The sequence below is a fragment of the uncultured Pontibacter sp. genome, assembly GCF_947495565.1.
GTDB lineage: Bacteria > Bacteroidota > Bacteroidia > Cytophagales > Hymenobacteraceae > Pontibacter.
Genome location: NZ_CANLZM010000002.1, coordinates 228,543 through 255,256, shown reverse-complemented (window position 1 = coordinate 255,256; position 26,714 = coordinate 228,543). Strand labels below are relative to the sequence as shown.

Genomic DNA, 26,714 nt, shown 5'->3' with positions numbered 1-26,714 from the left:
TATGGAAATGTGGATTACAATGCAATCAATGCCTATTTCTTAGCAAAGCCCGCCTCTGCGATTACAACGTGCTTCCAACAAAAAAAGTATTAAATTTGCCCTTTGTACCTCAGGACGATAGCCGCAACGAAGCGGTCAAAATCATGCGAGCTTTAGCCCTTACCCTTATACTTTGCTTAACGCTGCTTGTGCCCGGCCTGGCGCAGCAGATCGCTATTGAGCTGGGTAAGAGTTCGCTGCCCCTGAATCAGTACTACACCATCTCGGTACGGCTGCAAAACCAGCAGCTGCAAGAGTATACTTCCTTCCCCGAAATCGAGGGTTTTAAGAAAAGCAACAAATACTCATCCACCAAAACCATCATCACCGGAGGCACCACCACCACTATCCTTACCATCACACAGAATTATGCCGCCTTAGATAAAGGGAATTATACTTTAAAGCCTTTCACGATGAAGGTAAACGGGCAGACACTGCAGTCGGAGGGTATGGAGATAAACGTGACCGAGCTGCAGACCGATGTGCCGCAGGACGCTAACCTGCCGCCAGATATGATTGTAGCGGAAGAGGAGCAGCCCCAGCCAGAGCAGGAGGTAGAGTTTATAGACAAAGACGATAATGCCTTCCTGACGCTGTACACCAACAAAAACGAAATATTTGTGGGAGAGGACGTGAACGTAGTTTTGTACTTTTACCTGGCTGAGCAAGACCAGCGCCTGCTTGATTTCTACGACTTCGCCAATCAGATAAACGGCATTCTGCGGCAGCTGAAGCAGTCGCATGTATGGGAAGAAACCTTTGACTTTACGGAGATAACCCCTGAAAACGTAACGGTGCAGGGGGAGCCATACCTGCGCTTTAAGCTATACGAGGCGGTACTGTATCCTATCACGGCAAAATCTCTATCATTTCCGCAGCTGCAACTCCAGATGATAAAGTATAAAGTAGCTAAAAACCCGACACTGCTCACCCAGGATAGGCAGGAGGGTTTTAAAACATTCTTCTCCAGGCCACGGGAGGTGCAGGTGAAAGAGTTGCCCCCGCATCCGCTGCGCGATGTAGTGCCCGTCGGCGATTACCGCCTGCAGGAGCAGCTGGCAAAAGAAGTGGTGCCCGTAAATAAGACTTTTAACTATACCTTTCAGGTAGAGGGGACAGGCAACCTGGCAGCCATTATGCCGCCGTCGCCCAACCTGCCGCCGGGGCTGGAGTTTTATCCACCGGATGTGCAACAGGATATTACAAGGCGAGCGGGCCAAGTAATGGGCTCTAAGAATTTTACATATGCAGTGGTTGCGCGTGAGCCCGGCATCTACGATATGGGGCAAGTGCTGCAATGGGTATACTTTAACCCCACTACGGCAGCTTACGACACGTTGCGCCCCACATCACGGGTACAAATAACAGGTGCCCCAGATAACGACGCGCTTGTGCTGTCGCGGGATTTAGGCACGTTTTATAATATCATCAACAACGAGGACAACACGCTGGAGAGCCTGCACCTGCTAAACGAAGTAAAGCGTTACACCAATATTATTCTGCTGGTGCTGTTAGCTGTATCAGCGTTTATATTTATTAAACGATAACAATATGAGCAACTCCTACGGAAAGCTTTTTAAGATAACAACCTTTGGCGAGTCGCATGGTGCGGCAGTAGGTGTGATAGTGGATGGCTGCCCGGCCGGTCTGGAAATTTCGATAGAAGAGATACAGCATGCGCTGGACCGCCGCCGCCCCGGCCAATCCGATATTACCACTCCCCGAAAAGAGGAGGACAAAGTAACCATCCTTTCCGGCGTGTTTGAGGGTAAGACAACGGGCACGCCCATAGCCATGGTAGTAAACAACAAAGACCAGCACAGCCACGACTATAGCCATGTAGAGCACGCTTTCCGCCCCTCACACGCAGATTATACTTACACAGCCAAGTATGGCACCCGCGATTACCGTGGCGGCGGGCGTAGCTCTGCCCGCGAGACAGTGGCACGTGTGGCGGCAGGCGCACTGGCGGCTAAACTGCTGCAGCACTACGGCATTACGGTGCATGGTTATGTATCGCAGGTGGGAAGTATAAAACTGCGCAAACCATACTACAAGCTTGACCTGAGCCAGGTAGACTCCAACAAAGTACGTTGCCCCGACGGTAAAACGGCTGCCCGTATGATTGGCGTGGTGGAGCAGGCACGCGATAACCTAGATACCATTGGTGGTGTAGTGAGCTGCGTTGTAAAAGGAGTGCCCGCTGGCCTAGGAGAGCCCGTTTTTGACAAGCTGCACGCTGAGCTAGGCAAGGCCATGCTAAGTATAAACGCCGTGAAAGGCTTTGAGTACGGCAGTGGTTTTGAAGGCGTAAAAATGCATGGTTCGGAGCATAACGATCAGTTTTATACCGATGAGCAGGGGGATATTCGTACCCGCACCAACAATTCCGGTGGCATACAGGGTGGTATCAGTAACGGGCAGGATATTTACTTTAACGTAGCTTTTAAACCGGTAGCCACCATTTTGCAGCCCCAGACAACCATAAACGACGCCGGCGAGGAGATTACGCTGCAAGGCAAAGGCCGCCACGACCCCTGCGTGCTTCCCCGGGCTGTGCCTATCGTAGATGCCATGGCCGCATTGGTTATCGCGGATTTCCTGCTGCGCCAGAAGGTAAACAAAGTATAAATTCAGTCTTTGGGTTTGGTTTCCTGATCTTTAACAAGGTCTCTCGAGCGTTTTATACTTGCGCGGGAGGCCTTTTTCTTTTTGCTGCCGATCGGGATACCAAGCAGGTTCACATCGCTGGGCACCATGTAGCGGCGCTGCTGTTGGCGCATTGTCTGCTGCAGGCCATACTTTGCGTTAGCCTCTCCATCCATGGCGCGCATTTTTGTAAGGTCTTTCTCCTCCAGCGGCCCCAGGTCTACCTCTGGTTTTGGCTCCTTGGGCAAGTTAACCTTAGAGACCGCTTCTCTAAGTTCGCGCTCAGTTGCCCACGGCATCACGTTTACAGTAGGCAGCTCCATTGGGCTCTCTAGCAGCTGTAAAAGTGTGGAATAGCTGTTGCCGGTAAAGTTGTCAGGAATGAGCAGGTACTGTTTCTGATAGCCCAGTGCGGCTACTACCACGCTGTCGCCGGGCAGCACCGGCAGCGAAAAGAAACCTTTCGGATTTGTGTAGGTGCCACGTGTGGTTTGCGGCACAAATACGGCAACGCCTGTCAAACCTGCTGCACTATCTCCCGCCACCACCATACCCGACAGCTGCACTACTACCTGTTTCTGTTCCTGTGCTTTTGCCTGCTCTGGCAGCAGAAACATCAGAGGCAAAAGTATAGCAATAAGGTTTCTGATCAGTGGCGTCATAGTTTTTCATAGCTTATGGTAGGTGCATCTTGAGTACTGCGGATAAAAGAAACGCACTTTTCAATATATAAATATTGAAACGCAACTATATATAATTTTATTGCTAAAGCAGTTTGTTGAGGCATTGCTGCAGGCAGCAGTGTTTGTTAGTAAGTATAATACACAGCAGAAAAAAAGGCTCAATTGGGTACTGACATAAAGCATAAAGGCCGCCCTTGCATAGCAAAGGCGGCCTTTATGCTTATAAGTTTTGTTTAAAAAATACGGAGGTGTACCACCAGGAACCAAACCAGAATCAGGATTGGCAGCAGGAACGGGATAGAGAAACGAAGGATGTAAGCGAAGAAAGAAGGCATTTTTATACCTGCGCTTTCCGCGATGGCTTTCACCATAAAGTTTGGCCCGTTACCAATGTATGTAAACGCTCCGAAGAGCACAGCTGCCAGCGAAATGGCTTCTAACTGAATTAGTGTTTCGATGCCTGCGCTAGAAGTGCCTGCTGCAAACTGGCGCACATCCGCTACATTGCCCTGTGAAAGGTCAAATTTAGCCATAGCTAATGACAGGAAGTTAGCATAAGTCGGAGCATTGTCCAGGAAGCCGGATAGCGAACCCGTTGACCAATATAAGAAGTTTGGTGTGATATACTGCGCGAAGGCTGGCGATGAAGCAATCTGAGCCGAAAGCTGCAGTGCCGGCATCATGGTAAAGAAGATACCGAAGAACAGGAACACAACCTCCAGAATCGGGTGGAAGTTGAAGTGGTTGCCGGCCAGAGCCGTCTTGCTGGAGAAGCGGTAGCACAGGAAGGCAGCACTCAGTTGGATGATCTCACGCAAGAAAGAGATTTTGGCGCCATCATAGTAGATGTGCGGCAATCCGTCTATCACATTAGGGTCTAAGAATACGGCACCAATTATAATGGCAAGCCAAAACAGGTTACGCTTGCCGGTAAACAGGAATTCAGTTTTCTCGTTGATTTTAGCTACAACCTCTGGGCGAGGAGTGTATTCTGTTTCTTTATTACGGCGATCAACCAGGAAGAAAAGCAGGCAAAGCAGTGCGATAGAAAGTATCCATGGCGTAAACAGGTGCTGCAGCGTCCAGAAGAATGGCACCCCTTTTATAAAGCCGATAAACAGCGGAGGGTCGCCTAGCGGTGTAAGCAAACCACCGGCGTTACTTACTATAAAAATAAAGAATACAATCTGGTAAGGTTTTATGCGGTGCACATTCAGCCTGATAAACGGGCGAATAAGCAGGAGCGAGGCGCCAGTTGTACCGATAAAGTTTGCCAATATAGCGCCTACAGCCACTAAGGCCACATTCACCGCAGGAGTAGCGTTGGTGTTTACATTGAGGTAAATACCGCCTGCCGCAATGTAGAGAGAGCTAAGCAGTACCGCAAACGTTATGTACTCTGCCATGGTGTGTATTGGCATGTGGAAGTCTCCTAAAACAAACAGGTAGTAAGCCAACACAGTTAAGCCAAGCACAACGGCAACGGTTTTATAGTTGTGCTCCCAGAAATGCCCGAAGAAAATTGGACCAGCAGCGATCATACCTATCAGAATCAGGAATGGTATGATCAGGAACATGGGTAAGGCGTGCTGAGCCTGTACCAATAGTATAAAATTGTTTAGCATGGTGTGGGTAAGTGCAGTTTATAATTTTGCTTGCAGCACAAAGATACATTTTCTGGGCTAAAATGCTAAAGATCGTCAAGGGTTGGGGCGCGTTTATATGTACCTACATGGAGCAGCAGCAGCAGGTACCCATGCACTTGTCGTAAATAATGCCTAATTTTGGAAACTTAATGCATTAGCCACAGGTTTTAACCTTAAATAGCGAAATATCATGACAGAAAATAAAGAAAAGATGGTTTCTGTGTACGCAGAGGCTAACCCTAACCCGGAGTCGATGAAGTTTGTGATGAACGTGCAGATGCTGCCTGACGGCCAGAGCGTGGACTATCCAAATTTGGAGAGCGCACTGGAGTCGCCGCTAGCACAGGAGCTTTTCAATTTCGACTACGTTTCACGCGTGTTTATAGCTAGCAACTTTGTTACTGTAACCAAAAACACGGACCTGGAGTGGGTAAAGATTATTCCGGAGGTGCGTACATTTCTGAAGTCTTATGTAGAGGCAGGCGGGCCAATCTTTAACGAAGGCTTCTCTGCTGCCAAAGCACAACCAACCGACGCTGTAAACGGCGAGACATCAGCTGAAGACGCTGAGATATCTAAGAAAGTGATTGACTTACTTGAAAACTATGTACGCCCTGCCGTAGAGCAGGATGGCGGTAACATTACGTTCAAGTCTTATAACGAGGGTGTGGTAACGGTGCACCTGCAAGGTTCTTGCAGCGGCTGCCCATCTGCCACTGTAACGCTTAAAGCCGGCATCGAAAACCTGCTGAAGCGTATGGTACCGGAAGTAAAAGAAGTAGTAGCTGACGGCGTAACTATTTAAGCATTTGAAGTATAAAGTATAAGAAGAGCCAGCTCCGTTAGGGGCTGGCTCTTTTGTTTTTAGGAGGATGAAACAAACTTACTGTGGTATTGTAATTAGCTGCCACTGCCCTCCATAGGTAAGGCTACGATTATGGCACAAGTATAAAACAAGCTTACCTACCGCGAGTTTACAACTCGTGGTTCTCCATGAGACAAGCTTTCAGCTTGCGTTTATTGCTCAGTTGATACTTTTGCAAGCTAAAAGCCACAAGATGGAATCTTGCGGTAGTATCGATACGTGTACAAATCGCAGCCTTAGATAAAGGATAAGCTTTCCCCACAAATCAAAAAAGCCCGAAGCGTTTGCTCCGGGCTTTCCTGTTTTATGTTGCCGCTATTGCTTAGCGAACTTTCTGCGCTACCTGCGGAGTAGCTGCTACAGGTTGCTTTGTATTGTCTTTTGTGGTATCTACTACAATTGGTGTGGCAATGAACAGGGAAGAGTAAGTACCTGCCAGTACACCGATGATCATAGCAAGAGAGAAACCACGTAGTACCTCACCACCGAAGATAAACAGGATCACCACTACCAGGAACAATGTCAGGGAAGTAATGATGGTACGGCTGAAGGTGCTGATTAGGGCTGGGTTAACTACTGCTCTGATGCCTGCACGCGGGTTGTCGTTCATATACTCACGCACACGGTCAAAAATTACCACAGTATCGTTGATAGAGAAACCAATGATTGTCAGTACTGCCGCGATAAACACCTGGTCCATCTCATAAGAGATACCGAATAGGTTCAGGATAGAGAACACCGCAATGATCATCAAGGCATCGTGCAGGAGGGCTACTACGCCACCCAGCGAGAACTGCCACTTCGTGAAACGAATCATCACGTACAGGAAGATACCTACAAGCGCCAGCAATATGGCAATCAGGGCAGTGTTCTGAATATCGTCGGCCATAGTGGCGCCAACTTTAGAGGAGCTCAGGATCTGCGGGTTCAGGTTGCTGTACTCCTGAAGGCCCTGCTCCAGTGCTGTTTTTACCTGGTTGTCAGCTTCCATGCTTTCGTCGTCGGCCATCCAGCTGGTAATTACCTTCACGCGGTTCGATGCGCCAAAAGTCTTCACCTCTGTACCTGCCTGCTGGAAGTCGTCCATCAGGTTAGAGCGTACGTCAGAAGCAGGAACGGCCTGGTCAAACTCAATTACGTAAGAGCGGCCACCTGTAAAGTCTACGCCCAGGTTTGGTCCTTTAATAGCCATTGCTACAAAACCGAACACAAGTATAAACAGGGAGAAAGCGTAAGCAGGCTTTCTGTACTTCATGACATCAAAAGTGATGTTGCGGAACATCTTTCCGGCAAGTGCAGAAGAGAACGAAAGTTTACCGGCTCTCTTAAACGTGCTCTCCACCAACAGCCTTGAAATAAATACGGATGTGAAGAAAGAGGTAACGATACCGATCATCAGGGTAATGGCGAAGCCTTTTACCGGACCAGATCCGAAGAAATAAAGTATAAAACCTACTATAAAGGTAGTTACGTTCGCATCCAAAATAGTGCTGAAAGCCTTGTCGTAACCAGCATTGATTACCTCGCGCATGCTCAGGCCTTTAGCGGCTTCCTCGCGCATACGCTCAAAAATCAGTACGTTCGCATCCACGGCCATACCCAGTGTAAGTACGATACCGGCGATACCAGGCAACGTAAGCGCTGCGCCAAACTGGGCCAGCACACCAAGTATAAAGAACACGTTGAAAAGCAGGGCAAGGTCAGCGATAAAGCCACCGCGCGCATAGTAAGCAATCATAAAGATAACCACAATCACCAGGCCGGCGATAGTTGACAGCAAGCCTTGGTTGATAGCCTCCTGACCCAAAGATGGACCTACGATAGCTTCTTCCACGATGCGGGTTGGAGCTGGCATTTTGCCGGCTTTCAGGATGTTGGCTAAGTCTTGGGCTTCGTCTACAGTAAAGTTACCGGAAATAGAAGAGTTGCCGCCCGTAATTTCGCCTTGTACGACTGGGGCAGAGTATACATAATTGTCAAGCACGATAGCTACCTGGCGGCCAATGTTATCACCTGTCAGGCGAGCCCATTTTCTGGCGCCGGTTGGGTTCATAGTCATGCTGATCTCTGGGCGGCCTGCCTGGTCAAAGTCCTGGCGGGCATCGTTAATCACATCACCGCTCATCGGCGCTTTTCCATCACGACCTTTCTTGATCGCATGAAGTTCTACAAACTCCTGACCAGCATCGCCGGCAAGTGGTTTAACACTCCACAGAAATTTCATGTTTGGAGGAAGTATAGAACGTACCTCAGCACGGCTAAACAGGTTGTTGATGGTGGCCGTGTCGCGCACATTAGCCCCGATTCCGCCAGGCATAGCTGTGAAAAGGCGTGCCAGTACACTTCCCTGCTGATCCAGATTGGTTGTATCTGCTGCCTGAGCAATAGCGGCTGTGTCGGTTTGTGCGGCAGCGGCAATGGCAATGGCTGCAGAGTCTGTGCCGGCAGCTTGAGCCAGTACGTCTTCCGTAGTGTCTTCAGTAACAGGTGCTGCTGTTGCAGCTGCGGTTGTGCCGCGCAGGTTCAGGTTGCCGGCGCGCTGCTGCTCGTCCAGGTACTGGCCTACCTGCATCAGGTACGGGTTGAACTCCTGTGGCGTCCATACTTCCCAAAACTCCAGGTTAGCCATACCTTGCAACAGGTTACGCACACGGTCAGGGTTATCTACGCCCGGAAGCTCAATCTGAATACGTCCGGTACCTTTCAGGCGCTGGATGTTTGGCTGCGTTACACCGAAACGGTCGATACGCGTACGCAGGATGTTGAAAGAGCGGTCGATGGCGTCGTCTACCTCAGCCTGTATCACCTCCACTACCTGCTCATTTGTTGATTCGTAGCTGATCTTGCCACGGTTGGCAGTGTTAGAGAAGATGCGGCTCAGGCGTCCATCCGGTTCAATCTCGCGGTAAGCTTCTGCAAAAAGTGTTGTAAAACGCTCCTGGCTGTTACGCTGCAACTGCTGTGCACGGTCGAGCGCCTTCAGGAAGTTAGGGTCTTTGCTGTTGCCAGACATAGACTTGATGATCTCTACAGGTGATACTTCCAGTACCACGTGCATACCACCTCTTAAGTCAAGGCCAAGGCCAAGCTCCTTCTCTTTTACCTCCTGGTAAGTCATGCCCATAAACACGGGCTCTTTCCACATGGAGTCGAGGTAGGTTTGTTTTTTTGCAAGATCTACGTTACCCTGCGCGTCCGTGGCGTATGCTTCCGCATCATTCTGGACATTGCCGGCAACAAAGGAGAACGACAGAAAGTAAAGGCAGAGAGCCGATACGATCAACGTCAGAACGATAATAAACGATTTGTTCCGCATTGTTTAAGTAAAAGTATGAATTGATTGAATTGTGAGTACAAAGTATACTTCTCTCCTGGAGCTGTATAAATAACTGTAATACAGTTGTTAGCGTTCCGTTTAGAGCCTAATATGGTGTTGTGCAGGTGCTGAAAATCAGCAGAGAGAAGAAAATATAAAGGTGGGCAGCCTACGGGGCGTTGGGCTGTACTGTAGTAGGTAAAATACGGGCTGCAAAGCCTGCGCCGGGCGGTACGGCTGTGTAAGCGGCTGGCAAAAGCGCATTGGCCGGATAGGCAAAACCAGGCTGCTGTGGCAGCGGCTCCATGTCCTGCTGTAGGTTTTTCAGGGCCACAAAAGAAGTGGTGCCCTCCAGCGATACTTTCTGCTTTACGCACGACTTCTCTGCGTCAGGGGAAGAGGCAAGTTCGGTGTTTTTCTGCGCCGCCGTGCCATTAGCCGATGTATACGCCACCACCTCCTGGCCGTTGAGCATGAGCGCCCACAGCAAGGTTACCGACATCAGAAGATGCCTTAAGTGGCTGGATATGTTTTTGGCTTTTGGCATGTGTAACCGCAAATATGAAATCTTTTCTGTTAAAAAAGAAATTTTAACGGTTCACATCAATAAATCGCTTCACATCCTGCTTTTTACCGATAAGCAGCAGAATGTCTGACGGGTAAATAATAGTGTCGGCCTTTGGCACACCAATAATGTGCTCTACCTGGGTTGGTTTGCCGTCCTGTATCTCCTCAAAAAAGCGCTTAATGGTAATCAGGTTGAGGTTATACTTTTCGCGTAGCGATATTTTGGCCACGCTGCGGTTGGCGATATTGCGCGGCGCGTTAATCTCCACAATCTCGTAATTATCCGGTAGCGGCAGGAAGGTACGGATACTTGGCTGCAGCAGGCGCTCCGCCACCGTTTTACCAACCTCACCCTCCGGCGACAATATCTCCTGCACGCCCATTTTCTCCAAAATACGGCGCTGCTGCTTATTTGAGGCGCGTGTAATGACGCGTTTCACGTTAAGCTCCTGCAGGTTAGCAGTAGTAATCAGCAAAGCCTCAAAGTCCTCGCCAATGGCTACTACCACCGCGTCCATGTCTCCTATGTTCTGGGCCTCCAGGGAGCGAATGTCGGTGGCATCCAGTGCTACGGCGTAGGCTACCTGGTCTTTGATGGCTTCTACGTGGTCCTCGTCATTGTCGATGGCAATTACCTCGGCGCCGCGCTCTGCCAGGGTGGTGGCAATAGAGTGGCCGAAGATACCCAGGCCAATTACCGCAAATTTGCTCCTCATGCTTTAATTTTAGCGTTTAGGTATGTAGTGAGCACCTCCAGGCCGCGCTCAAAGTTGGCGTTGTTCGGGATGATGATGTCCGCGTCGTTTTTGTAAGGCTTGATATACTTCTCGTATGTTGGGGCTACATGGTTGGTGTAGCGGTACAGCACGTCGTCCAGGTCATAGCCGCGCTCTACTTTGTCGCGCACAATGCGGCGCTGCAGCTTGATGTATTCCTTAGCGTCGATATATACTTTCAGGTCCAGCAGGTTGGCAATCTCCTCGAAATAAAACACGAAGATGCCCTCTACCACCACAATAGGCGCCGGCCTGAACTCTAACTGGCGCGGCACTACATCCGGGTTGTTAAAAGTATACTCTTGCCGGTAAACGGTTTCGCCTTGGCTCACTTTCAGTACGTCGTGGGCATAGGCTTCGTCGTCGATGCACGAAGGCAGGTCAAAATTGATGACCCCGTTCAGGTCTGAGGTTTGGTGCTCGCGCGGCTTATAGTAGTTATCCTGAGAGATCAGGCAAACGTTTTCAGGATCAAACGAAGTAAGCAGCTTGTTCAAAAAAGTGGTTTTTCCTGAAGCACTACCTCCTGTAATTCCGACGATGAATGGCTTTTGCATAGGAAGCTTTAGTTTCAGACCACAAAATTAAGACTTTAGCAGGTACTAGGCTACTTTCAGCGGTTATTTTTATACTTCCAGGCCTTTCAAGAACCGCACCAGCTCCTGCATGGCGCGGCCGCGGTGGCTGATGACGTTCTTCTCCTCGGCGCTCATCTGGGCAAAAGTGCGGTCGTGGCCGTCTGGTACAAACACAGGGTCGTAGCCAAAGCCTTTGTCGCCTTGCCAGCTCTCGGCTATACTTCCTGTTACGATGCCCTCAAACTGGTGTTGCTGCCCATCCAGAATCAGGGTTATACTTGTGCGGAAGCGCGCGCGGCGGTTCTGCTCCCCCTGCAGGCTCAGCAGCAGTTTGTTCATATTGTCGGCGTCGGAGCGCTGCGGGCCGGCGTAGCGTGCCGAGTACACGCCCGGGGCACCGTGCAGCGCCTCCACCTCCAGGCCGGTATCATCGGCAAAGCAACTCACGTTATAGTTATCCCATACATACTCGGCCTTCTGTTGCGAGTTGCCTTCCAGTGTTTCCTGCTCTTCAGGTAGCTCCTCGTTGCAGCCAATGTCCTGCAGGCTCAGCAGTTCATACTTGCCTGCTAGCATTTGGCTTACTTCGGCCAGTTTATGTTGGTTGTTGGTTGCAAAGCAGAGTTTTTTCATCGGGGCCTTGATGGTTTAATTGTTGGAATGTTAATGATGCTACAGAGCTGCCTTTGTTTGATTGGTGCCCTTGCTGTGTGTTATCACCAGCAAGCGAATAAAGTATAGATTGTTGGTGAAAGAAAACACCAACAATGGCACAAGCACTAGCACAAGCACAAGCAGGCGTTACTTTCTCCCCCTCCTGTTTTAGGAGGGGGCAAGGGGGAGGTCTACAGTAAATAAGCCGCTACCTCATCTTGCTGCAGCACTACCTGCACGCGCTCGCGCAGCGTGGTGGCAAGCGAGTAGCCGGTGTAAGTGGCGGCGACAGGGTAGAGCGGGTGGTGGCGGTCTACCAGCGTGGCCACCTCCACCTTCTTAGGGTTCAGCGGCAGAAAAGCATTTAAGGTATAGGCCAGCGTTTTGCCGGTGTTCAGCACGTCATCTATTAATATCACCACTTTGCTGTCCAGGTTTACACCTTCCGGCTGCAGTTGTACCGGCTCCTGCAGGGGCGTATCTTTGTTGAGCTTTACCTGCAACAGGCGCACCTGTATAGGGGAGATTTGCTGCAGCCGCGAGGCCAGATGCTCAGCCAGCGTATAGCCGTTCGGGTAGATGCCGGCCAGTACCAGCTCCTGCTCCTCAAAATTGCGCTCGTATATCTCGTAGGCAATGCGCGTCACCTTTTGCTCTATCTGGGCACGGTCCAGTATCTGGTTGTGGTGTTTTGCTTGTGGTGTCATAGTTTGTGGTTCTGGCTTTTATGCACGGCAAACGGAAAGCCGCTCAAGCAAATTTAAGAAGATAATTGCATTGGCAGCGGCTTTTGCCGGAAGTGTAAAATAATTTGGTCCATAGCATTTTACTTTCAAATAATCTTGTTAAATTTGCAGTCCGATTCAGAAATTAAGGTTATTTAACGTTTACGATAATGAAAAAAGGCATTCACCCAGAGTACAGACAGGTGGTTTTCCAGGATATGACCAGTGATTTTAAATTTATCACTCGTTCTACTATGACTTCTGACGAGACTATCACGATGGAAGACGGTAAAGAGTATCCGGTAATTAAAGTGGAAGTTTCTTCTGCTTCTCACCCGTTCTACACTGGTAAAAACATCTTCGTGGATACTGCTGGACGTGTGGAGAAATTCAACACCCGTTACAAGAAAAAATAAGCGGTTTATTCCGGTTAAAACGTTTCAAACGAAAAGTCTTCCTGATTCATTTTAGGGAGACTTTTTTAGTTTTGTGCTATGGAAATCATACTTTTCGACGAACCAGCCATCCGGCAGGACCTGCTGCCGCTGACCTTTACCAGGCCCGTGGCCGACATGCGCGTAGGTATACTTACAATTGCCGAGAAATGGGCAAAGCGCTTGGGAGAGCCAGTTGCCTACCTCACGCAGCCATACCTGCAGCCAAAGTATACATCCGGTGTGGGCGCACAAAGCCTGTACATTAACGGCGCTGTTATTCCGGATGCGGAGTTGGCAACTGCCGTGCTTGAGCTGAAGCCAGGGGAGGCGCTGTACCATAACGGCCTGCTTATCGCCCTGCACAGCGAAGGTGCTGTATTTGAAACGCCGCAAGCGCTGGTTAATCATACTTCTGCTCATGCAAAGGAGTATAGCGAGTGCGCCGTTATCCATGATGTATGGGATATCTTTCTGCAGAACGGAGATCAAATTCGCAGCGACTATGCCTTGGTAACCGCAGGTCGCCAAAGTCAGCCCATCGGCGATAAGTATACAATGGTGTACAATGAAGAGAATATCTTTATTGAAGAGGGCGTAAAAATACGCGCTGCCATACTTAACGCCGAAAGCGGCCCGATTTACCTGGGTAAAAACTCGCAGGTGCACGAGGGGGCGGTAATAAAAGGGCCATTTGCGCTTGGCGAGGAGAGTAACGTGAACGTGGGCGGCAAAATGCGTGGCGACGTAAGCATCGGTCCATTCTGCAAAGTGGGCGGTGAGGTGGCAGCCTCCGTTATTTTCGGTTATACTAACAAAGGCCACGAAGGATACCTGGGCAATTCGGTGCTTGGCGAGTGGGTTAACATCGGAGCCGATACCAACACCTCCAACCTGAAAAACAACTATGCCGAGGTGAAGATCTGGAACTACACCAAAGGCGGCTTTAAGAATACGGGGCAGCAGTTCTGCGGCCTCATCATGGGCGACCATAGCAAGTGCGGCATTAACACCATGTTTAACACCGGCACGGTGGTGGGCGTGAGTGCCAATATCTTCGGCCCGGGTTTCCCGCGTAACTTTATCCCGTCGTTTAGCTGGGGCGGTTCGGCCGGTTTTGAGACTTTCCAGATGCGCAAAGTGGTAGAAGTTGCCGAGAAGGTATTGGCCCGGCGCAACAAGCAGCTCGACCAGGAAGACCGCGACATGCTCAACCATATTTTTGAAGAAACCCAGCAGTATCGCATTTGGGATAAGAAAACTAATTAATGATTGTTAATTGCTGATTGTTGTTCTTGTGAATGGGAATTGTGGCTAGCTAATAAAGCGACTGCCATACACACTCACAATAAACAAATCGTTCCAGAGCAATTAACAATCAGCAATAAACTATTAACAATTACTCCAGTGCAGTTCTCACAGATCATAGGTCATCAGGAAGCGAAACAGTTGTTGCTTAAATCGGTGCAGCAGAACCATGTGGCGCATGCGCAGCTGTTTCTGGGGCAGGAGGGAAGCGCAAACCTGGCACTGGCGCTGGCTTATGCCACCTACATTAACTGCGAGAACAAACAGCCCGATGATTCATGTGGAACATGCGGCAGCTGCGTAAAAATGAACAAGCTGGTGCACCCGGATTTCAACTTTGTGATGCCGGTGACGGCCACCAAGTCGGTAAGTAAAGATGCACTGAGCAGCAAGTTCATGAACGAGTGGCGCGAGTTTATACTTGCCAGCCCATTTCAGGGCCTGAACGAGTGGATGCAGCACATAGGGGCCGAGAATAAGCAAGGCATTATTTCGAAAGACGAAAGCCGCCAGTTGGTAAAGCTGGTGTCGCTGAAGGCTTTTGAAGGCAGCTATAAAATTGTGGTCATTTGGCTGCCGGAGCTCATGCACCCTTCTGCGGCCAACGCCCTGCTGAAGCTGCTGGAGGAGCCGCCGGCTCAGACGCTGTTTTTGCTGGTGGCGCAGTCGGCGGAGAAGCTGCTGGCCACCATTACCTCGCGCACGCAGATTATGCAGGTGCGTAACTTTACGGAGCAGGAGGTGGTGCAGTATGTGCAGCAAAAGTATAACCTGGAGGCTGACCGTGCTGCGCAGGTGGCACAGTTGGCCGAGGGCAATTTAAATGCGGCCGCCAAGCTCACCAGTGAGGTTAGCAGCGACTACTTCACCTTCTTCACCGACTGGATGCGCTACTGCTACAGTTATAAGTTTAATAACCTGGTGGAGATGAGCGATGAATTTCAGAAACTGGGCCGTGAGAACCAGAAGAACTTTCTGCTGTACGCCCTCAACCTGTTCCGCAAGGTGATGCTTTATGGGGTGGATGCTTCGCTGATATCGTTTCTGCCGCCAGCCGAGCTGGATTTTGTGCAGAAGTTCTCGAAGGTAATAACAGGCAACAACGCCGGCGAACTAGCCGAAGAACTGAACCAGGCGCACTACCACATCGAGCGAAACGCTAACCCGAAGATGGTGTTTGTGGATAGCTCGCTGCAGATTGCCGGCTACCTGCGTAAAGGGTAGAATTAATTGTTTATTGCTGATTATTTTCAGTGATAATGATTCCCCTCCTTGGAGGGGCTAGGGGTGGGTTCACAGAAACAGTTGAAGTATAAACCCCTTGTGCCATTCTGTTAAGAAACTTGGTAGAAAAGAGGTGAAGCTTATACTATCAGCAACCAAGATTCCCCGAAACAAGTCCGGGCTGTGTCACTTTCAGGATGACAAAAGAGTAAACAGAAGGATGGCCAATGAAGGCTGAAATTTGCAGCCGCTCTCATCATTATAGTAAGTATAAACTGAGGCTAAGCAAAGTATAAAGTATAGCTGCAGCCTCGCATAAAGTATAACATGTCAGAAGATATCAAGAATAAAACCATACGTATTGGCACACGTGGGAGCAAGCTGGCCCTGTGGCAAGCCGAACACGCTGCGGCAAAACTTCAGGCTGCAGGCTTTAAAACAGAGCTGGTTATCATCAGCACCAAAGGCGATCAGGTGTTAGATAAATCTTTGGATAAAATAGGCTCTAAAGGTGTGTTTACCGAGGAGTTGGAAGTGGCGCTGCGCCAAGGGCAGGTGGAGATTGCTGTGCACAGTGCCAAAGATGTGCAGTCCAGTATTCCTGCTGATCTGGAACTGGTGGCTTTTATGGAGCGGGAGCAGGTAAACGATGTTATCCTGAGCTTCGACCCGAATTTTAAGCTGGAGCGTGATAGTAAAGCCGTCATCGGTACGTCCTCCACCCGCCGCAGGGCACTGCTAAAGAAGCATTATCCAAACATTTCCACTGCCGAATCGAGAGGAAACCTGCAGACGCGCCTACGCAAACTGGAGGAAAAGCAGTTCGATGCCCTGATGCTGGCCTACGCCGGTGTAGTACGCATGGGCTACGATAATCTGATTGTGCATACGTTTCCGGAGGATGAGTTTGTGCCTGCCGCCGGGCAAGGCAGCGTAGCCATTGAATGCGCCCGTAACCTGGAGCCGGAACTGAAAAAAGGGCTGAAACAGGCGCTGAACCATACCCAAACGCATGTATGCCTGCTAGCTGAGCGTGCTTTCCTGCGCACCATGGAGGGCGGCTGCAGTATTCCGTCGTTTGCACTGGCAAGACTTACTGACGAAGGCGTTAGTATAACTGGTGGCATTGTAAGCCTGGATGGCAAAACACTGCTGCAGGAAACAATGGAAGGTCCAACGGTAACTGCCGAGGAACTCGGTGAGGAGCTGGCCAATATCATTTTAAACCAAGGCGGGGCTGAGATCCTAAGAAGTATAAAATCTGAAAGAGAGGAATAAGTTTCAGATAAACACCTGCCACAAATTACGCTGCGCTAAACTCGCGCAGAATATAAACAAAGAAGGGTCGCTTGTTTCAGGCGACCCTTCTTTGTTTATCAACAAGTAAAAGTATACTTAAACCTTTGCTGCTTCCGCTTTAACAGCCTCTTTGGTAAGCGGGTTTTTCTTCGTAGAGCGGGCGTAAGCCAGGAAATCCTGCATCTCGCGCTTCACAATCGGGGCCAGCAAGTATAAGCCTACCATGTTTGGGATACTCATGGCAAATAGCATGGCATCTGAGAAAGCAACCACGCTGCCAAGCTGCATAGGCGCGCCCAGCACCACGAAAGAACAGAAAAGAAGCTTAAAGCTGATATCCGCTGCCTTATTATGGCCAAACAGGTAAGTCCACGATTTCAGGCCATAATAAGACCAGGTGATCATAGTAGAGAAGGCGAAAAGTATAACTGCGGCAGCCAGTATGATCGGGAACCAATCGATAACAGTGGCGAAAGCGGTAGAAGTAAGCGCGATGCCGTCGCCGGCGGCGTCCATTTGGTAAGCGCCTGTTACCACAATTACCAGCGCCGTCATGGTACAAACTACCACCGTGTCTATGAACGGCTCTAGTGAGGCTACAAAACCTTCCGTTACCGGCACATTAGTCTTAACGGCAGAGTGCGCAATGGAAGCAGAGCCGATGCCGGCCTCGTTAGAGAACATACCCCGGCGGAGGCCTTGAATCATTACACCCACTACGCCACCGCCAATGGCTGAAGCCGAGAAAGCGCCTTCGTAAATTGCTGAAAAGGCACCCGGTATAAGTGTATAGTTAGAGATCAGTACAACTATAGCGGCTAAAATGTATATAGCACACATCAGCGGCACCACTTTTTCGGTTACACGGGCAATGCTCTTCATGCCACCAAGTATAACCAGGCCTACCAGCACAGCCATAATCAAACCGAAAATCCAGGCGTTACCGCCCCCAAACCAAGAGCCTGCCTCGCCGCCTGTTACAGCTATAAACTGCTGCGTAGCCTGGTTTATCTGGAACATATTGCCTGCGCCTATGGCACCACCGATACACATAATAGCAAAGAAAGCAGCCAGGAACTTGCCTATGGCTGGCATGCCGCGTTCTTTTAAGCCTTTGTTCAGGTAATGCATCGGGCCACCGGATACAGTGCCGTCTGCGTGGTGATCCCGGTACTTTACACCCAGCGTGCACGACACAAACTTAGACGACATACCCAGCAAACCTGCCAAAATCATCCAAAAGGTTGCGCCCGGGCCACCAAGCGAGATAGCTATGGCTACACCGGCAATATTACCCAGGCCTACCGTGCCGGAAACGGCAGCTGTAAGTGCCTGGAAGTGCGTTACCTCACCGGGTGCGCCTTCCTGGTTATACTTGCCCCGCACAATATCCAGGGCATGTTTAAAGCCTCTGATGTTAACAAAGCCCAGGTATACTGTAAAAAACAGAGCGCCAGCTAAAAGCCACACCAGAATCAGTGGAATGCCAACGCCTGCTATGGAGAGTTCATAGAAGATAATGTCTGAAATAAATTGTGCCGTAGGGCCAATGGCAGCATCAATTTGTTCGTCGACAGTGGTTTTGTGTGTCTGGGCGAAGAGGGTACTACAGACCCCCAAACTGAGCGCTGCAGAGAGTAAGATTCTTTTCATTTATGAGGATAGTTGATTAGTCACTTTTCTTAAATTTAACTTTTTCTGCTGCCAATGTAAAGTTTTTGGCCCGATTGCCTGCGTCAGTTCATTAAAAAAGCAATATAGTTCAATATAGGCGCGACCGATCTTGATGTAGTTTATACTTTATACAGCTTGCTGGCTAAGGCGATAGGCTGCAGAAAATGCTCTGAAAATATAAACAAGTGCTAAAAAGGCTTAAATTTGAAATCCTGCTACCTGTAGCCGGAGAGTGCTTTATATAAAACCGACTAAAACAGAAGTATGAAAATGCTGAAACGAATAGCTGCCGCTGCCCTGCTTGCCTTTGTGCTGCCACTGGTGGTGCTGGCCCAAAAACCGAAGGGCAAAGATCAACTTGTCACTATCTCCACGCCGCAGGGCGATATCAAACTGATTCTTTTTGACGACACGCCGCAGCATAAAGCCAACTTCCTGAAGCTGGCTAAAGAGGGCTTTTACGACGGCACCACATTTCACCGGGTAATAGACGGCTTTATGATTCAAGGCGGAGATCCCAATACCAAGGACGATAACCCGCGCAACGATGGTGCAGGCAACCCCGGCTATACTGTGCCCGCCGAAATAAACCCGTCTCACAGGCACGTGCGCGGTGCCGTTGCAGCAGCCCGCCAGGACGACCGTGTAAACCCTTCCCGTGCCAGCAGCGGCTCCCAGTTCTATATCGTGGAGAACCACAACGGTACCCCGATGCTGGATGAAGTATACACCGTGTTTGGGCAGGTAGTGGATGGCCTGGATGTGATTGACAAGATTGCAGAGCAGCCAAAAGACGGCCGCGACCGCCCGCTGACAGACATCAAAATGAAAGTGGCAGTGGAGCAGGTTAAGAAGAAAAAGATCGCCAAGAAGTATGATTACAACTATAATACCCAGTCACTGGAAAAGAAATAATACATGATGCGCATTCTAATTACCGGCTCTAACGGCCTGTTAGGCCAGAAACTGGCCGAACTGCTGCTGCCGAAGCAGGATATTGAAGTACTGGCTACCAGCCGTGGCGAGAACAAATTGGCCAGCCTTTACCCAACGCTGCCGTTCAGAAGTATGGATGTAACAAGCGCTGAGCAGGTGGATCTGGTGGTAAGCGAGTTTCGCCCGACGCACATCATCCACACCGCTGCCATGACCAACGTGGACCAGTGCGAAAGCGATCGCGACGGAGCAATGCTCTTAAACCGCGATGCCGTGCAGTACCTGGTACATGCCTGTGAGAAGTATAACGCCCACCTCATCCATGTAAGCACCGACTTTATATTTGACGGCGAGAACGGGCCATACGACGAAACAGCTGAGCCAAACCCGGTTAACTTCTATGGCGAAACCAAGCTGATGGCAGAGGAGGTCGTGAAGAAGGCCAAATGCAAATGGGCCATACTTCGCACTGTGCTGGTGTATGGCGTTGCCCACGACTACGGCCGCTCCAACATTGTGCTATGGGTGCGCGATAGCCTGCAGGCCGGTAAAGTAATCAAAGTGGTTACAGACCAGTTCCGGACTCCAACGCTGGCCGAAGACCTGGCCATGGGCTGCTGGCTGGCCGCCGAGCATAACGCCGAGGGCATCTACAACATCTCCGGCTCAGAAATGCTAACGCCATACGAGATGGCCATGCAGGTAGCCGATTTCTTTACCCTGGACAAAGCTTTGATTGATAAAGCAGATGGCAGCACCTTTACGCAGCCTGCCAAACGCCCGCCTCGTACCGGCTTTATCATCCGCAAAGCGGAAATGGATTTAGGTTACCGCCCGCACACTTTTGCAGAAGGCATCCGCATGGTGGCAGAGCAGGCAGAGAAACAGGGCTGATATTATTGCCATAACATTAAAAATATTAGTTTTTTAATGCAGCTATCCAAACCATTACCTATATTGGAACCTTAAATTTCAGCGGATTACCACCAAACACCTTATAACTAACTAAACACTTCTACCTTACTTTATGAGTGCTAACAAAGAATCCTGGGGCTCACGCGTCGGCCTGATCCTGGCGATGGCCGGTAATGCCGTAGGTCTCGGAAACTTCCTGCGTTTTCCGGTGCAGGCGGTTCAGAATGGCGGCGGCGCCTTCATCATCCCTTATCTTATCTGTTTTCTGGTGATGGGTATTCCCCTGCTCTGGATAGAATGGTCGATGGGCCGCTTCGGAGGCAAGTTTGGGCACCACTCCACACCTTTTATTGTGGATACTATGCACAAGAACCGCCTCTGGAAGTACATTGGCGTATTCGGTATCTGGACAAACATTGCCGTTGCCTCTTACTACTGTTACCTGGAGTCTTGGACGCTTTCTTATGTGTTCCACTCGCTGGGCGGCACCTTCGCTGGTTTAGACCAGGATGGCGTGGCAGCGTTCTTTAACGAGTACGTAAGCCTGGGAAAATCTACTTTCGGAATTCCTTACGAGCCGATCGTGTTCTTTGTTATCTGCTTGCTGCTGAATACCTGGATCCTGTCGCAGGGCTTGGCGAAGGGCGTGGAGCGTGTGGCTAAGTTCGGTATGCCGATGCTGATCCTGTTCGGTATTTTCCTGGCCTACAAAGGCTTTACCATTCAAGCTGGCGAAAATGGTGCCCTAAGCGACAGCGCCGCTGGCCTTAACTTCCTCTGGACTCCGAACTATGATGAGCTGTGGTCGCCAACGGTGTGGCTCGCTGCTGCCGGTCAGATCTTCTTTACCCTGTCGGTAGGTATGGGTACGGTACACTGCTACGCCTCTTATGTGCGCTCTAAGGATGATATTGCCCTGAACGCGATGTCGGCTGGCTGGATGAACGAGTTTGTGGAGGTGGTGCTGGGTAGCTCTATCCTGATCCCGATCTCTATCGGTTACCTAGGCATTGAGCGCGTAACAGAGCTGGTGCAATTGGGTGGCCTGGGCCTTGGCTTTAAAACTTTGCCATACCTGTTCTTCCAGTGGGGCGATACGATTGGTGCTGTGGCTGGCTTTATGTGGTTTGGGCTGCTTTTCTTTGCGGGTATCACTTCTTCGCTGGCTATGGGTACACCTTGGATCGGCTTCCTGCAGGATGAGTTTAACTGGAGACGCCGGCCTGCCGCCTGGTCTTTCGGTCTGATCGTGCTGCTGTTGGGTATGCCAACCGTGCTGTTCTTTAAGTATGGCGTGTTTGATGAGTATGACTACTGGGCCGGTACGGTGTCGTTGGTAGTGTTTGCCTTGTTCGAGACAATCCTGTTTGCCTGGGTGTTCGGCATGGGCAAAGGCTGGCGCGAAATTACTTCCGGAGCTGACATTCAGGTGCCATACATCTATAAGTACATCATCAAATTTGTAACGCCGCTGCTGCTGCTGTGGGTATTTATCGGCTCGCTGGTAACACCGAAAGGCGGCGACTGGGGCAAGGCTTTTGCCGGAGAGTGGGTGCTGGACGATAGCTCCATCATCAACAAGATCAAAAACTCCAGCCTGAAGCGCCAACTGGCAGAGGCCACAGACCCTGCCGTGATAGAGCAACTGCAGGATACGCTGTTCTTCGTGAATGCCTCGCGTATACTACTTGTGGCCGTGTTCCTGAGTATTGCGGGACTGGTTTACATTGCCTATAAAAAAAGAGTTAGAGAAGGAAGAATTTAAGAAACTATGAATACATCTGCACTTGTTGTGATGCTCGGTACCATGATTTTGGTAACCAGCCTGATGATATACTTTTTTGTGCGCGTGATAAAAACACCGCCAAAGCCTGAGCCTGACTCGTACCTGGATAACGACGATGAGCCGGATCGCCAGGTAAAACCGTAAAGCTTATACATGAAACAATTAAAGCACTGGATACGCAGGAACTTCGGCTTTTCGCAGCGCGAGGTAAATGCGTTTCTGGTGCTACTCACCTTACTGGTGCTGCTATCGGCGGCACCTTTTCTTTTTGGCAGCATCTATACTTCGGAGCCTGAGTTTACTGCAGCCCAAGACCGCCAACTGCTCGATAGCCTGGTGGCGCAGCTGGAGGAGAGGCAGCCGGAGCTGAATGCAAAGTATAAAGTGCCTGCCGTGGCGCTACGGCCCTTTAACCCCAACCAACTGACGGTGGAGGAGTGGCAGGCTTTCGGCTTACCCAAGTACCTGGCGCAGCGCATCCTTAACTACCGTAGCAAGGTAGGTGACCTGACCTACAAAGCAGAGCTGGGCAGAATCTACGGCCTCCCGGACTCTGTTTTTCAGCGGCTGTACCCGTACATTGAGCTGCCAGAAGAGCGGCCATCCAAGTATAAACGGTCAGAGAGTATAGCTGGCAACTCGCCCAGATCCGCCCCAAACCCAAACTGGAATACCGGCAAGCGGGAGAAATTTATACTGGCACCCTTCAACATCAACACCGCCGACACCACGCAGCTGAAGCAGATAAGGGGTATCGGCAGCAAGCTTTCCGCACGCATAGTAAAGTATAGAAGTGGCTTGGGCGGCTTTTATAGTATGGAGCAGCTGCGCGAGGTATACGGGCTGCAGCCGGAGGTGGTGGATAGCCTGCACAAGTATACTTTTGTACCAAAGGCTAACGTAGTGCAGCAGCTAAGTATAAATACGGCCGCTGCCGATGAGCTGCGCACGCACCCGTACATATCGTCTAACGTGGCCCGCGCTATAGTGGCCTACCGGGAGCAGCATGGCAAGTATGAGCAGGTGGAGGATGTGCGGCAGGTAAAGCTGGTAACGGCAGAGCTGTATGAAAAGATCAAGCCATACCTGGCGCTGTAAGCGTTAACATTTCTTCAGTAGCTTGCTGCCAGAGAGGGTAAGGCCAATAGTCTGAAAATTTGGCTTCCGGACATTAGAATCAAGCGATGTTCCCCCCGCGAATCAAGTATAAAGTATAGATTTTATAGATACTTGATGCACAGAGCAAAGAGTTTACTATTTCTGAGCTGTAGCGGGCTGTGGCTGTTTCTTCTGCTGGTCGTTTAGCCAGAGCAGCGTGGAGTTATAGGCCATATCATGCACGCCTATGTACAGTACCAGCTTCACGTTATCAGATTCACGGCTGAAGACTACTTCGGGGTCACCCTTTCCAAAGTATGGCTCGCTGGCCTCGCCCTGCATGCTCTCTGGTATAGCCTGCTCCTTCACAATGTAATCCATCTGCTCTTTGGAGATAGTGTCTGATGGGTCGGCCAGGATGTTGAAGGCGCGGATGGAGTGGCTCGGCGGCACCAGCAGATCGTTTATACCGTGAGCCAGGAGTATGGGAACCTCCTTGGCCTGATGAATCTGGGTGCTAGGACTGCGTTTTTTGCCTTCCGCCTCGGCTGGTGTTCCTTCCAGCGGCTCTCCGCCCAGGGCGGCTACAATCTGGCTGTTATACTTGCGGTGCGGGTAATACAGGTTAAAGTCATACCACTCTGGAATATCAAACACCGGCACCCAGGCCACTACTCCAGCCCAAAGCTCGGGGTGGCGGCTGGCGGTTACCAAGGCCGTCATGGCGCCTCCGGACGAGCCCACCAGGTACACGCGCGAAGAATCGATGTTGGCGTGCTGCATGGCGTAATCCACGGCATCTACGATATCCTGTATGGCCATATCCGAGGCCATGGCTTCGGGCTGTTCAAACACGCCGCGGTAGTTGGGCTGTATAAAGGCCCAGTCGTATTTCTCGGCCCAGAGCGCGAACGGGATGGAGGGCACCTGCAGGTAGCCACTGCTCCAACTGTGCAGTACCACCAGTAAGGGCTTTTTGCGGGTCGACTCAGACTCGTAAAACAGCGCCGGCTCCACCTTGCCGTCCATCGTAGACTTTATCTGAACCACCTCAATGTCTTTCAGGTGCTTTTTCCAGTCATCCAGGCTCTCGTCGCCCACCTTTCCGGGGTACTGCTTGGTAGTGGTGTATTCCTCTAAGCGTTCAATAGGGGGGATGGGTTTGTCTCTGTTGCAGGCGGTAAACAAAAGGCACAGCAGCACCGGGAGTATAAATCTGACCGGATGGGAGTCTATCTTCATTGGTATTATTTTATGGAGCACAAAGCTATGGCTAGGCCGTAATATATGGATTGGTTATACTTTTAGAAGAACTACATCCCGGCAAAAATGTTGCATTGCTTCGGGGAAGGTAGAGGAGGAGCAGGTGAAAAAGTAAATGGCAAGAAGTTATCCTCCTGTTACTCTACCTCATCCACATCTTTGTAAACTACCTCAAGGTTTGATCTGGAGACAAGATAATTTACAATTGCCTCATACTTCTCCTCGCTCACCTCATGGAAGTTATCCGATGTATCCCATGTTCTGCCATCGCTGAAAGTAATTTTATAGTGCGGCTCAACCTCTGCCATTCCCTCAGAATTAATGTTTTTCTCGAAGTACGTAACAGATTCGATTTGCTGTATAGTATACTCCTGTAGGGTTAGCGAATAGAAGTCGGCGATAACGATTTTATCGCCCTTGATCTCCTTATACCAACCGAGGCCCAGGAAGGAAAGCCCTACTCCGGCCACAACGCAGCCCATGCACATCAACCGCACCACCTTATACCCGTCCATGCCATACTTCCGGTTGGTGTATTCCATGTATACCTCATACTCCTCTTGCAGCATGAGGCGGTACAGGAACTCTATGGGTGGCATGATCAGCCCGAAACCAAAGCAAATACCCGGCACCACCCAAAAGGCATCGGGAGGATAGATAGCGAATTCGGCCTCCCGACCCCGGAAGTATACTTCCTGCACGTCGTTGCCCAGCAGGTAAAAAACGTAGCAGATAAGGCCGGTAAAGAAGAAAAGCGGAACGATGGAGAATATTTCGTAGATTTTGTACTTATGCTCATTTACAAGCAACAGCTTCTCGTAATCTTTAACCGGCTTTGGCTTGTGCGGAAACAACAGGCCGAAAAGCAAAAAGATAAAAGCAGTAACAACAGAAGCTATCATGAGAGTGAGCTGAAAAACGGCTGCAAGATAACACTGCTAAGTATCTATTCCGCCAGTAGTTGGCCTAAACCTTCCTTTTCAAAAAGTATCTTACCAATTTTTAAGTCAGACCAGCCTTCCTGTAGCCTGTAGGAAAAACGAGGGTAGCCATGTTCCAGCTCACAGGCTATGTTATACTTCCGGATGCCATCGGGAGCCAGCTTATCCTTGAGCTGCAGCAGGTGGTTGGAAATAAAAAAATAGGAGTGGCTATACCTGGTAAGGCCGTTCACGGTGGTGCGGGTTATGTCCAGGGCGTCATCAATGTTAGTGCCCCTGAAAATTTCATCGAACACGGCAAAGCACTTTTTGCCCGCTTCGGCTTGCTGCACCACGTTTTTCAGGTTCTGGATTTCGGACATAAAATGGCTGTAGCCGCTGCGTAGGTTATCGTTGGCGTTGATGATGACGGCAATGGTCTCGAAAAAGGGAATCTGGCATCTGGTTGCCGGTACCCCAAGCCCTGCATGCGCCAGGTAAACGCACAGCCCAACCGACCGGAGCAGCGTGGACTTGCCCGACATGTTTGGTCCGGTGAGCAGCACCACGTTTTCCTGTGGGTGCAGGTGCAGGCTATTTTTGACAGGCTTCTCCAACACGGGATGGTAAAAGTTATCTAAGGTAAAGGTGCCGTCCGCGAAAACCGGGAAACACAGCTTGTGGTGGTCCACACCTTTGGTCATGCTCCAGTAAGCCTCAAACAAGGACATATTTTCCCAGAACCTATTCACCTCCTCTATACTCAGGTTACCCAAAGTCTGGCTGATCTTAACCAGGGCGCTAACAGAGAACTTATTTTCCCGGATGAGGTAAGCGTTTTGCGCGAGGTCCAGCTTCTGGAAAAAAGCAAGTATGACTTCGATCCGTCTGCGGAATTTCTCCGGGAAAGCTGCCAGGTCTAGCCTCAGAAAGTAATTGTTGTGCAGCCTGTGGAACAGCAGGATTGTTTGTGCTGATTTAGACCGCAGCTGGTGCCTTGCCTCCTCGGAGGTAAAAAGCTGTAGCGTGGCTTTTAACCTGCTCGGCTCCACCACAAACCGACGGGTGGCAACGTCATTCAGGAAAACATATACTTCCCGCACATCCAGCCGCTGGTATGTAAAGTTACTGATGACAAGCCAATTCTTAATAAAACCCTGCATTATACGTTGGCGATAGTATACCTCCTCCACCGCATCAGGAATTTTTTGCAGCGTCTGGAGCAACACAGCTGCAGCGTGATCGCTAATGGTGTAGTCGAACAAGGGCAGTATATCCTTTTCGAGGTTAAGATCCTGTACCTGCAGCATATGGTCTGTTTGTTTTCCTTCCTTTAAAGTAGTGCTTTTTTATAAATAT

General features: G+C 50.1%; 24 protein-coding genes. 12 read left to right on the top strand and 12 right to left on the bottom strand.

The window, feature by feature from the left end:
• Window positions 1-95 precede the first annotated feature (95 nt).
• Together Q1B04_RS03375 and aroC are read left to right on the top strand one after the other, a co-directional pair.
• Entirely contained in the window at window positions 96-1,586 is a 1,491-nt protein-coding gene (locus tag Q1B04_RS03375; protein WP_299755529.1) for a BatD family protein, read from the top strand.
• Window positions 1,587-1,590: 4 nt separating this feature from the next.
• Window positions 1,591-2,670, top strand: a complete 1,080-nt coding sequence (aroC, locus tag Q1B04_RS03370; protein WP_299755526.1) for a chorismate synthase — start codon at window positions 1,591-1,593, stop codon at window positions 2,668-2,670.
• Window positions 2,671-2,672: 2 nt separating this feature from the next.
• On the opposite strand, the gene Q1B04_RS03365 is transcribed toward aroC, so the two are convergent.
• Both Q1B04_RS03365 and Q1B04_RS03360 read right to left on the bottom strand, forming a co-directional pair.
• Window positions 2,673-3,350, bottom strand: a complete 678-nt coding sequence (locus Q1B04_RS03365) for a carboxypeptidase-like regulatory domain-containing protein (RefSeq protein ID WP_299755523.1) — start codon at window positions 3,348-3,350, stop codon at window positions 2,673-2,675.
• A 254-nt stretch (window positions 3,351-3,604) separates the two neighbouring features.
• The gene (locus Q1B04_RS03360) at window positions 3,605-4,996 is read right to left on the bottom strand and encodes a sodium:proton antiporter (protein ID WP_299755522.1); all 1,392 of its coding nucleotides are present in this window, start codon (window positions 4,994-4,996) and stop codon (window positions 3,605-3,607) included.
• A 211-nt stretch (window positions 4,997-5,207) separates the two neighbouring features.
• Between Q1B04_RS03360 and Q1B04_RS03355 the strand changes: the two genes are divergently transcribed.
• Entirely contained in the window at window positions 5,208-5,822 is a 615-nt protein-coding gene (locus Q1B04_RS03355; protein ID WP_299755519.1) for a NifU family protein, read from the top strand.
• A gap of 382 nt (window positions 5,823-6,204) precedes the next feature.
• Here Q1B04_RS03355 and secDF read toward each other — a convergent pair whose 3' ends face one another.
• The 6 genes from secDF to Q1B04_RS03325 all read right to left on the bottom strand — a co-directional run bounded on the left by secDF (window position 6,205) and on the right by Q1B04_RS03325 (window position 12,480).
• Window positions 6,205-9,198: a protein translocase subunit SecDF gene (gene secDF / locus Q1B04_RS03350; protein WP_299755518.1), complete on the bottom strand. Its 2,994-nt coding sequence runs from the start codon at window positions 9,196-9,198 to the stop codon at window positions 6,205-6,207.
• 169 nt (window positions 9,199-9,367) lie between these two features.
• Window positions 9,368-9,745, bottom strand: a complete 378-nt coding sequence (locus tag Q1B04_RS03345; RefSeq protein WP_299755516.1) for an RNA methyltransferase — start codon at window positions 9,743-9,745, stop codon at window positions 9,368-9,370.
• Between the two features lie 43 nt (window positions 9,746-9,788).
• Window positions 9,789-10,481: a TrkA family potassium uptake protein gene (locus Q1B04_RS03340; RefSeq protein WP_299755515.1), complete on the bottom strand. Its 693-nt coding sequence runs from the start codon at window positions 10,479-10,481 to the stop codon at window positions 9,789-9,791.
• Complete coding sequence (locus Q1B04_RS03335; RefSeq protein WP_299755514.1) at window positions 10,478-11,098, bottom strand: uridine kinase; 621 nt, start codon at window positions 11,096-11,098, stop codon at window positions 10,478-10,480. The genes Q1B04_RS03340 and Q1B04_RS03335 overlap by 4 nt, the downstream gene beginning before the upstream one ends.
• A 69-nt stretch (window positions 11,099-11,167) precedes the next feature.
• Complete coding sequence (locus Q1B04_RS03330) at window positions 11,168-11,752, bottom strand: non-canonical purine NTP diphosphatase (protein ID WP_299755513.1); 585 nt, start codon at window positions 11,750-11,752, stop codon at window positions 11,168-11,170.
• A gap of 212 nt (window positions 11,753-11,964) precedes the next feature.
• Entirely contained in the window at window positions 11,965-12,480 is a 516-nt protein-coding gene (locus Q1B04_RS03325) for a phosphoribosyltransferase family protein (protein ID WP_299755511.1), read from the bottom strand.
• Window positions 12,481-12,668: 188 nt separating this feature from the next.
• Between Q1B04_RS03325 and Q1B04_RS03320 the strand changes: the two genes are divergently transcribed.
• The 4 genes from Q1B04_RS03320 (at window position 12,669) to hemC (ending at window position 16,742) form a co-directional block, all read left to right on the top strand.
• On the top strand, window positions 12,669-12,914 hold the full coding sequence (locus Q1B04_RS03320; protein ID WP_073853987.1) for a type B 50S ribosomal protein L31: 246 nt from the start codon (window positions 12,669-12,671) through the stop codon (window positions 12,912-12,914).
• A gap of 78 nt (window positions 12,915-12,992) precedes the next feature.
• On the top strand, window positions 12,993-14,201 hold the full coding sequence (locus tag Q1B04_RS03315) for a GlmU family protein (RefSeq protein ID WP_299755507.1): 1,209 nt from the start codon (window positions 12,993-12,995) through the stop codon (window positions 14,199-14,201).
• A gap of 138 nt (window positions 14,202-14,339) precedes the next feature.
• Window positions 14,340-15,464 (top strand): DNA polymerase III subunit delta', encoded by a 1,125-nt coding sequence (locus Q1B04_RS03310; protein WP_299755505.1) that lies wholly within the window; start codon window positions 14,340-14,342, stop codon window positions 15,462-15,464.
• 327 nt (window positions 15,465-15,791) lie between these two features.
• On the top strand, window positions 15,792-16,742 hold the full coding sequence (hemC, locus tag Q1B04_RS03305; protein ID WP_299755504.1) for a hydroxymethylbilane synthase: 951 nt from the start codon (window positions 15,792-15,794) through the stop codon (window positions 16,740-16,742).
• 117 nt (window positions 16,743-16,859) lie between these two features.
• On the opposite strand, the gene Q1B04_RS03300 is transcribed toward hemC, so the two are convergent.
• Complete coding sequence (locus Q1B04_RS03300; RefSeq protein WP_299755502.1) at window positions 16,860-18,416, bottom strand: alanine/glycine:cation symporter family protein; 1,557 nt, start codon at window positions 18,414-18,416, stop codon at window positions 16,860-16,862.
• A 285-nt stretch (window positions 18,417-18,701) separates the two neighbouring features.
• On the opposite strand from Q1B04_RS03300, the gene Q1B04_RS03295 reads away from it, so the two are divergent.
• The 5 genes from Q1B04_RS03295 (at window position 18,702) to Q1B04_RS03275 (ending at window position 23,172) form a co-directional block, all read left to right on the top strand.
• Window positions 18,702-19,352: a peptidylprolyl isomerase gene (locus Q1B04_RS03295; RefSeq protein ID WP_299755501.1), complete on the top strand. Its 651-nt coding sequence runs from the start codon at window positions 18,702-18,704 to the stop codon at window positions 19,350-19,352.
• A gap of 3 nt (window positions 19,353-19,355) precedes the next feature.
• Window positions 19,356-20,267: an SDR family oxidoreductase gene (locus Q1B04_RS03290; protein ID WP_299755500.1), complete on the top strand. Its 912-nt coding sequence runs from the start codon at window positions 19,356-19,358 to the stop codon at window positions 20,265-20,267.
• A gap of 133 nt (window positions 20,268-20,400) precedes the next feature.
• Window positions 20,401-22,053: a sodium-dependent transporter gene (locus tag Q1B04_RS03285; protein WP_299755498.1), complete on the top strand. Its 1,653-nt coding sequence runs from the start codon at window positions 20,401-20,403 to the stop codon at window positions 22,051-22,053.
• A gap of 6 nt (window positions 22,054-22,059) precedes the next feature.
• Window positions 22,060-22,218 (top strand): hypothetical protein, encoded by a 159-nt coding sequence (locus tag Q1B04_RS03280; RefSeq protein ID WP_299755497.1) that lies wholly within the window; start codon window positions 22,060-22,062, stop codon window positions 22,216-22,218.
• A 9-nt stretch (window positions 22,219-22,227) separates the two neighbouring features.
• Window positions 22,228-23,172, top strand: a complete 945-nt coding sequence (locus tag Q1B04_RS03275) for a helix-hairpin-helix domain-containing protein (protein WP_299755495.1) — start codon at window positions 22,228-22,230, stop codon at window positions 23,170-23,172.
• Between the two features lie 156 nt (window positions 23,173-23,328).
• Here the strand turns inward: Q1B04_RS03275 and Q1B04_RS03270 are convergent, their stop codons facing one another.
• The 3 genes from Q1B04_RS03270 to Q1B04_RS03260 all read right to left on the bottom strand — a co-directional run bounded on the left by Q1B04_RS03270 (window position 23,329) and on the right by Q1B04_RS03260 (window position 26,665).
• The gene (locus tag Q1B04_RS03270; RefSeq protein WP_299755494.1) at window positions 23,329-24,414 is read right to left on the bottom strand and encodes an alpha/beta fold hydrolase; all 1,086 of its coding nucleotides are present in this window, start codon (window positions 24,412-24,414) and stop codon (window positions 23,329-23,331) included.
• A gap of 158 nt (window positions 24,415-24,572) precedes the next feature.
• Window positions 24,573-25,337, bottom strand: coding sequence for a hypothetical protein (locus tag Q1B04_RS03265; protein WP_299755492.1), 765 nt, complete (start codon window positions 25,335-25,337; stop codon window positions 24,573-24,575).
• Between the two features lie 44 nt (window positions 25,338-25,381).
• Window positions 25,382-26,665: a hypothetical protein gene (locus tag Q1B04_RS03260; RefSeq protein WP_299755490.1), complete on the bottom strand. Its 1,284-nt coding sequence runs from the start codon at window positions 26,663-26,665 to the stop codon at window positions 25,382-25,384.
• Window positions 26,666-26,714: the final 49 nt, after the last annotated feature.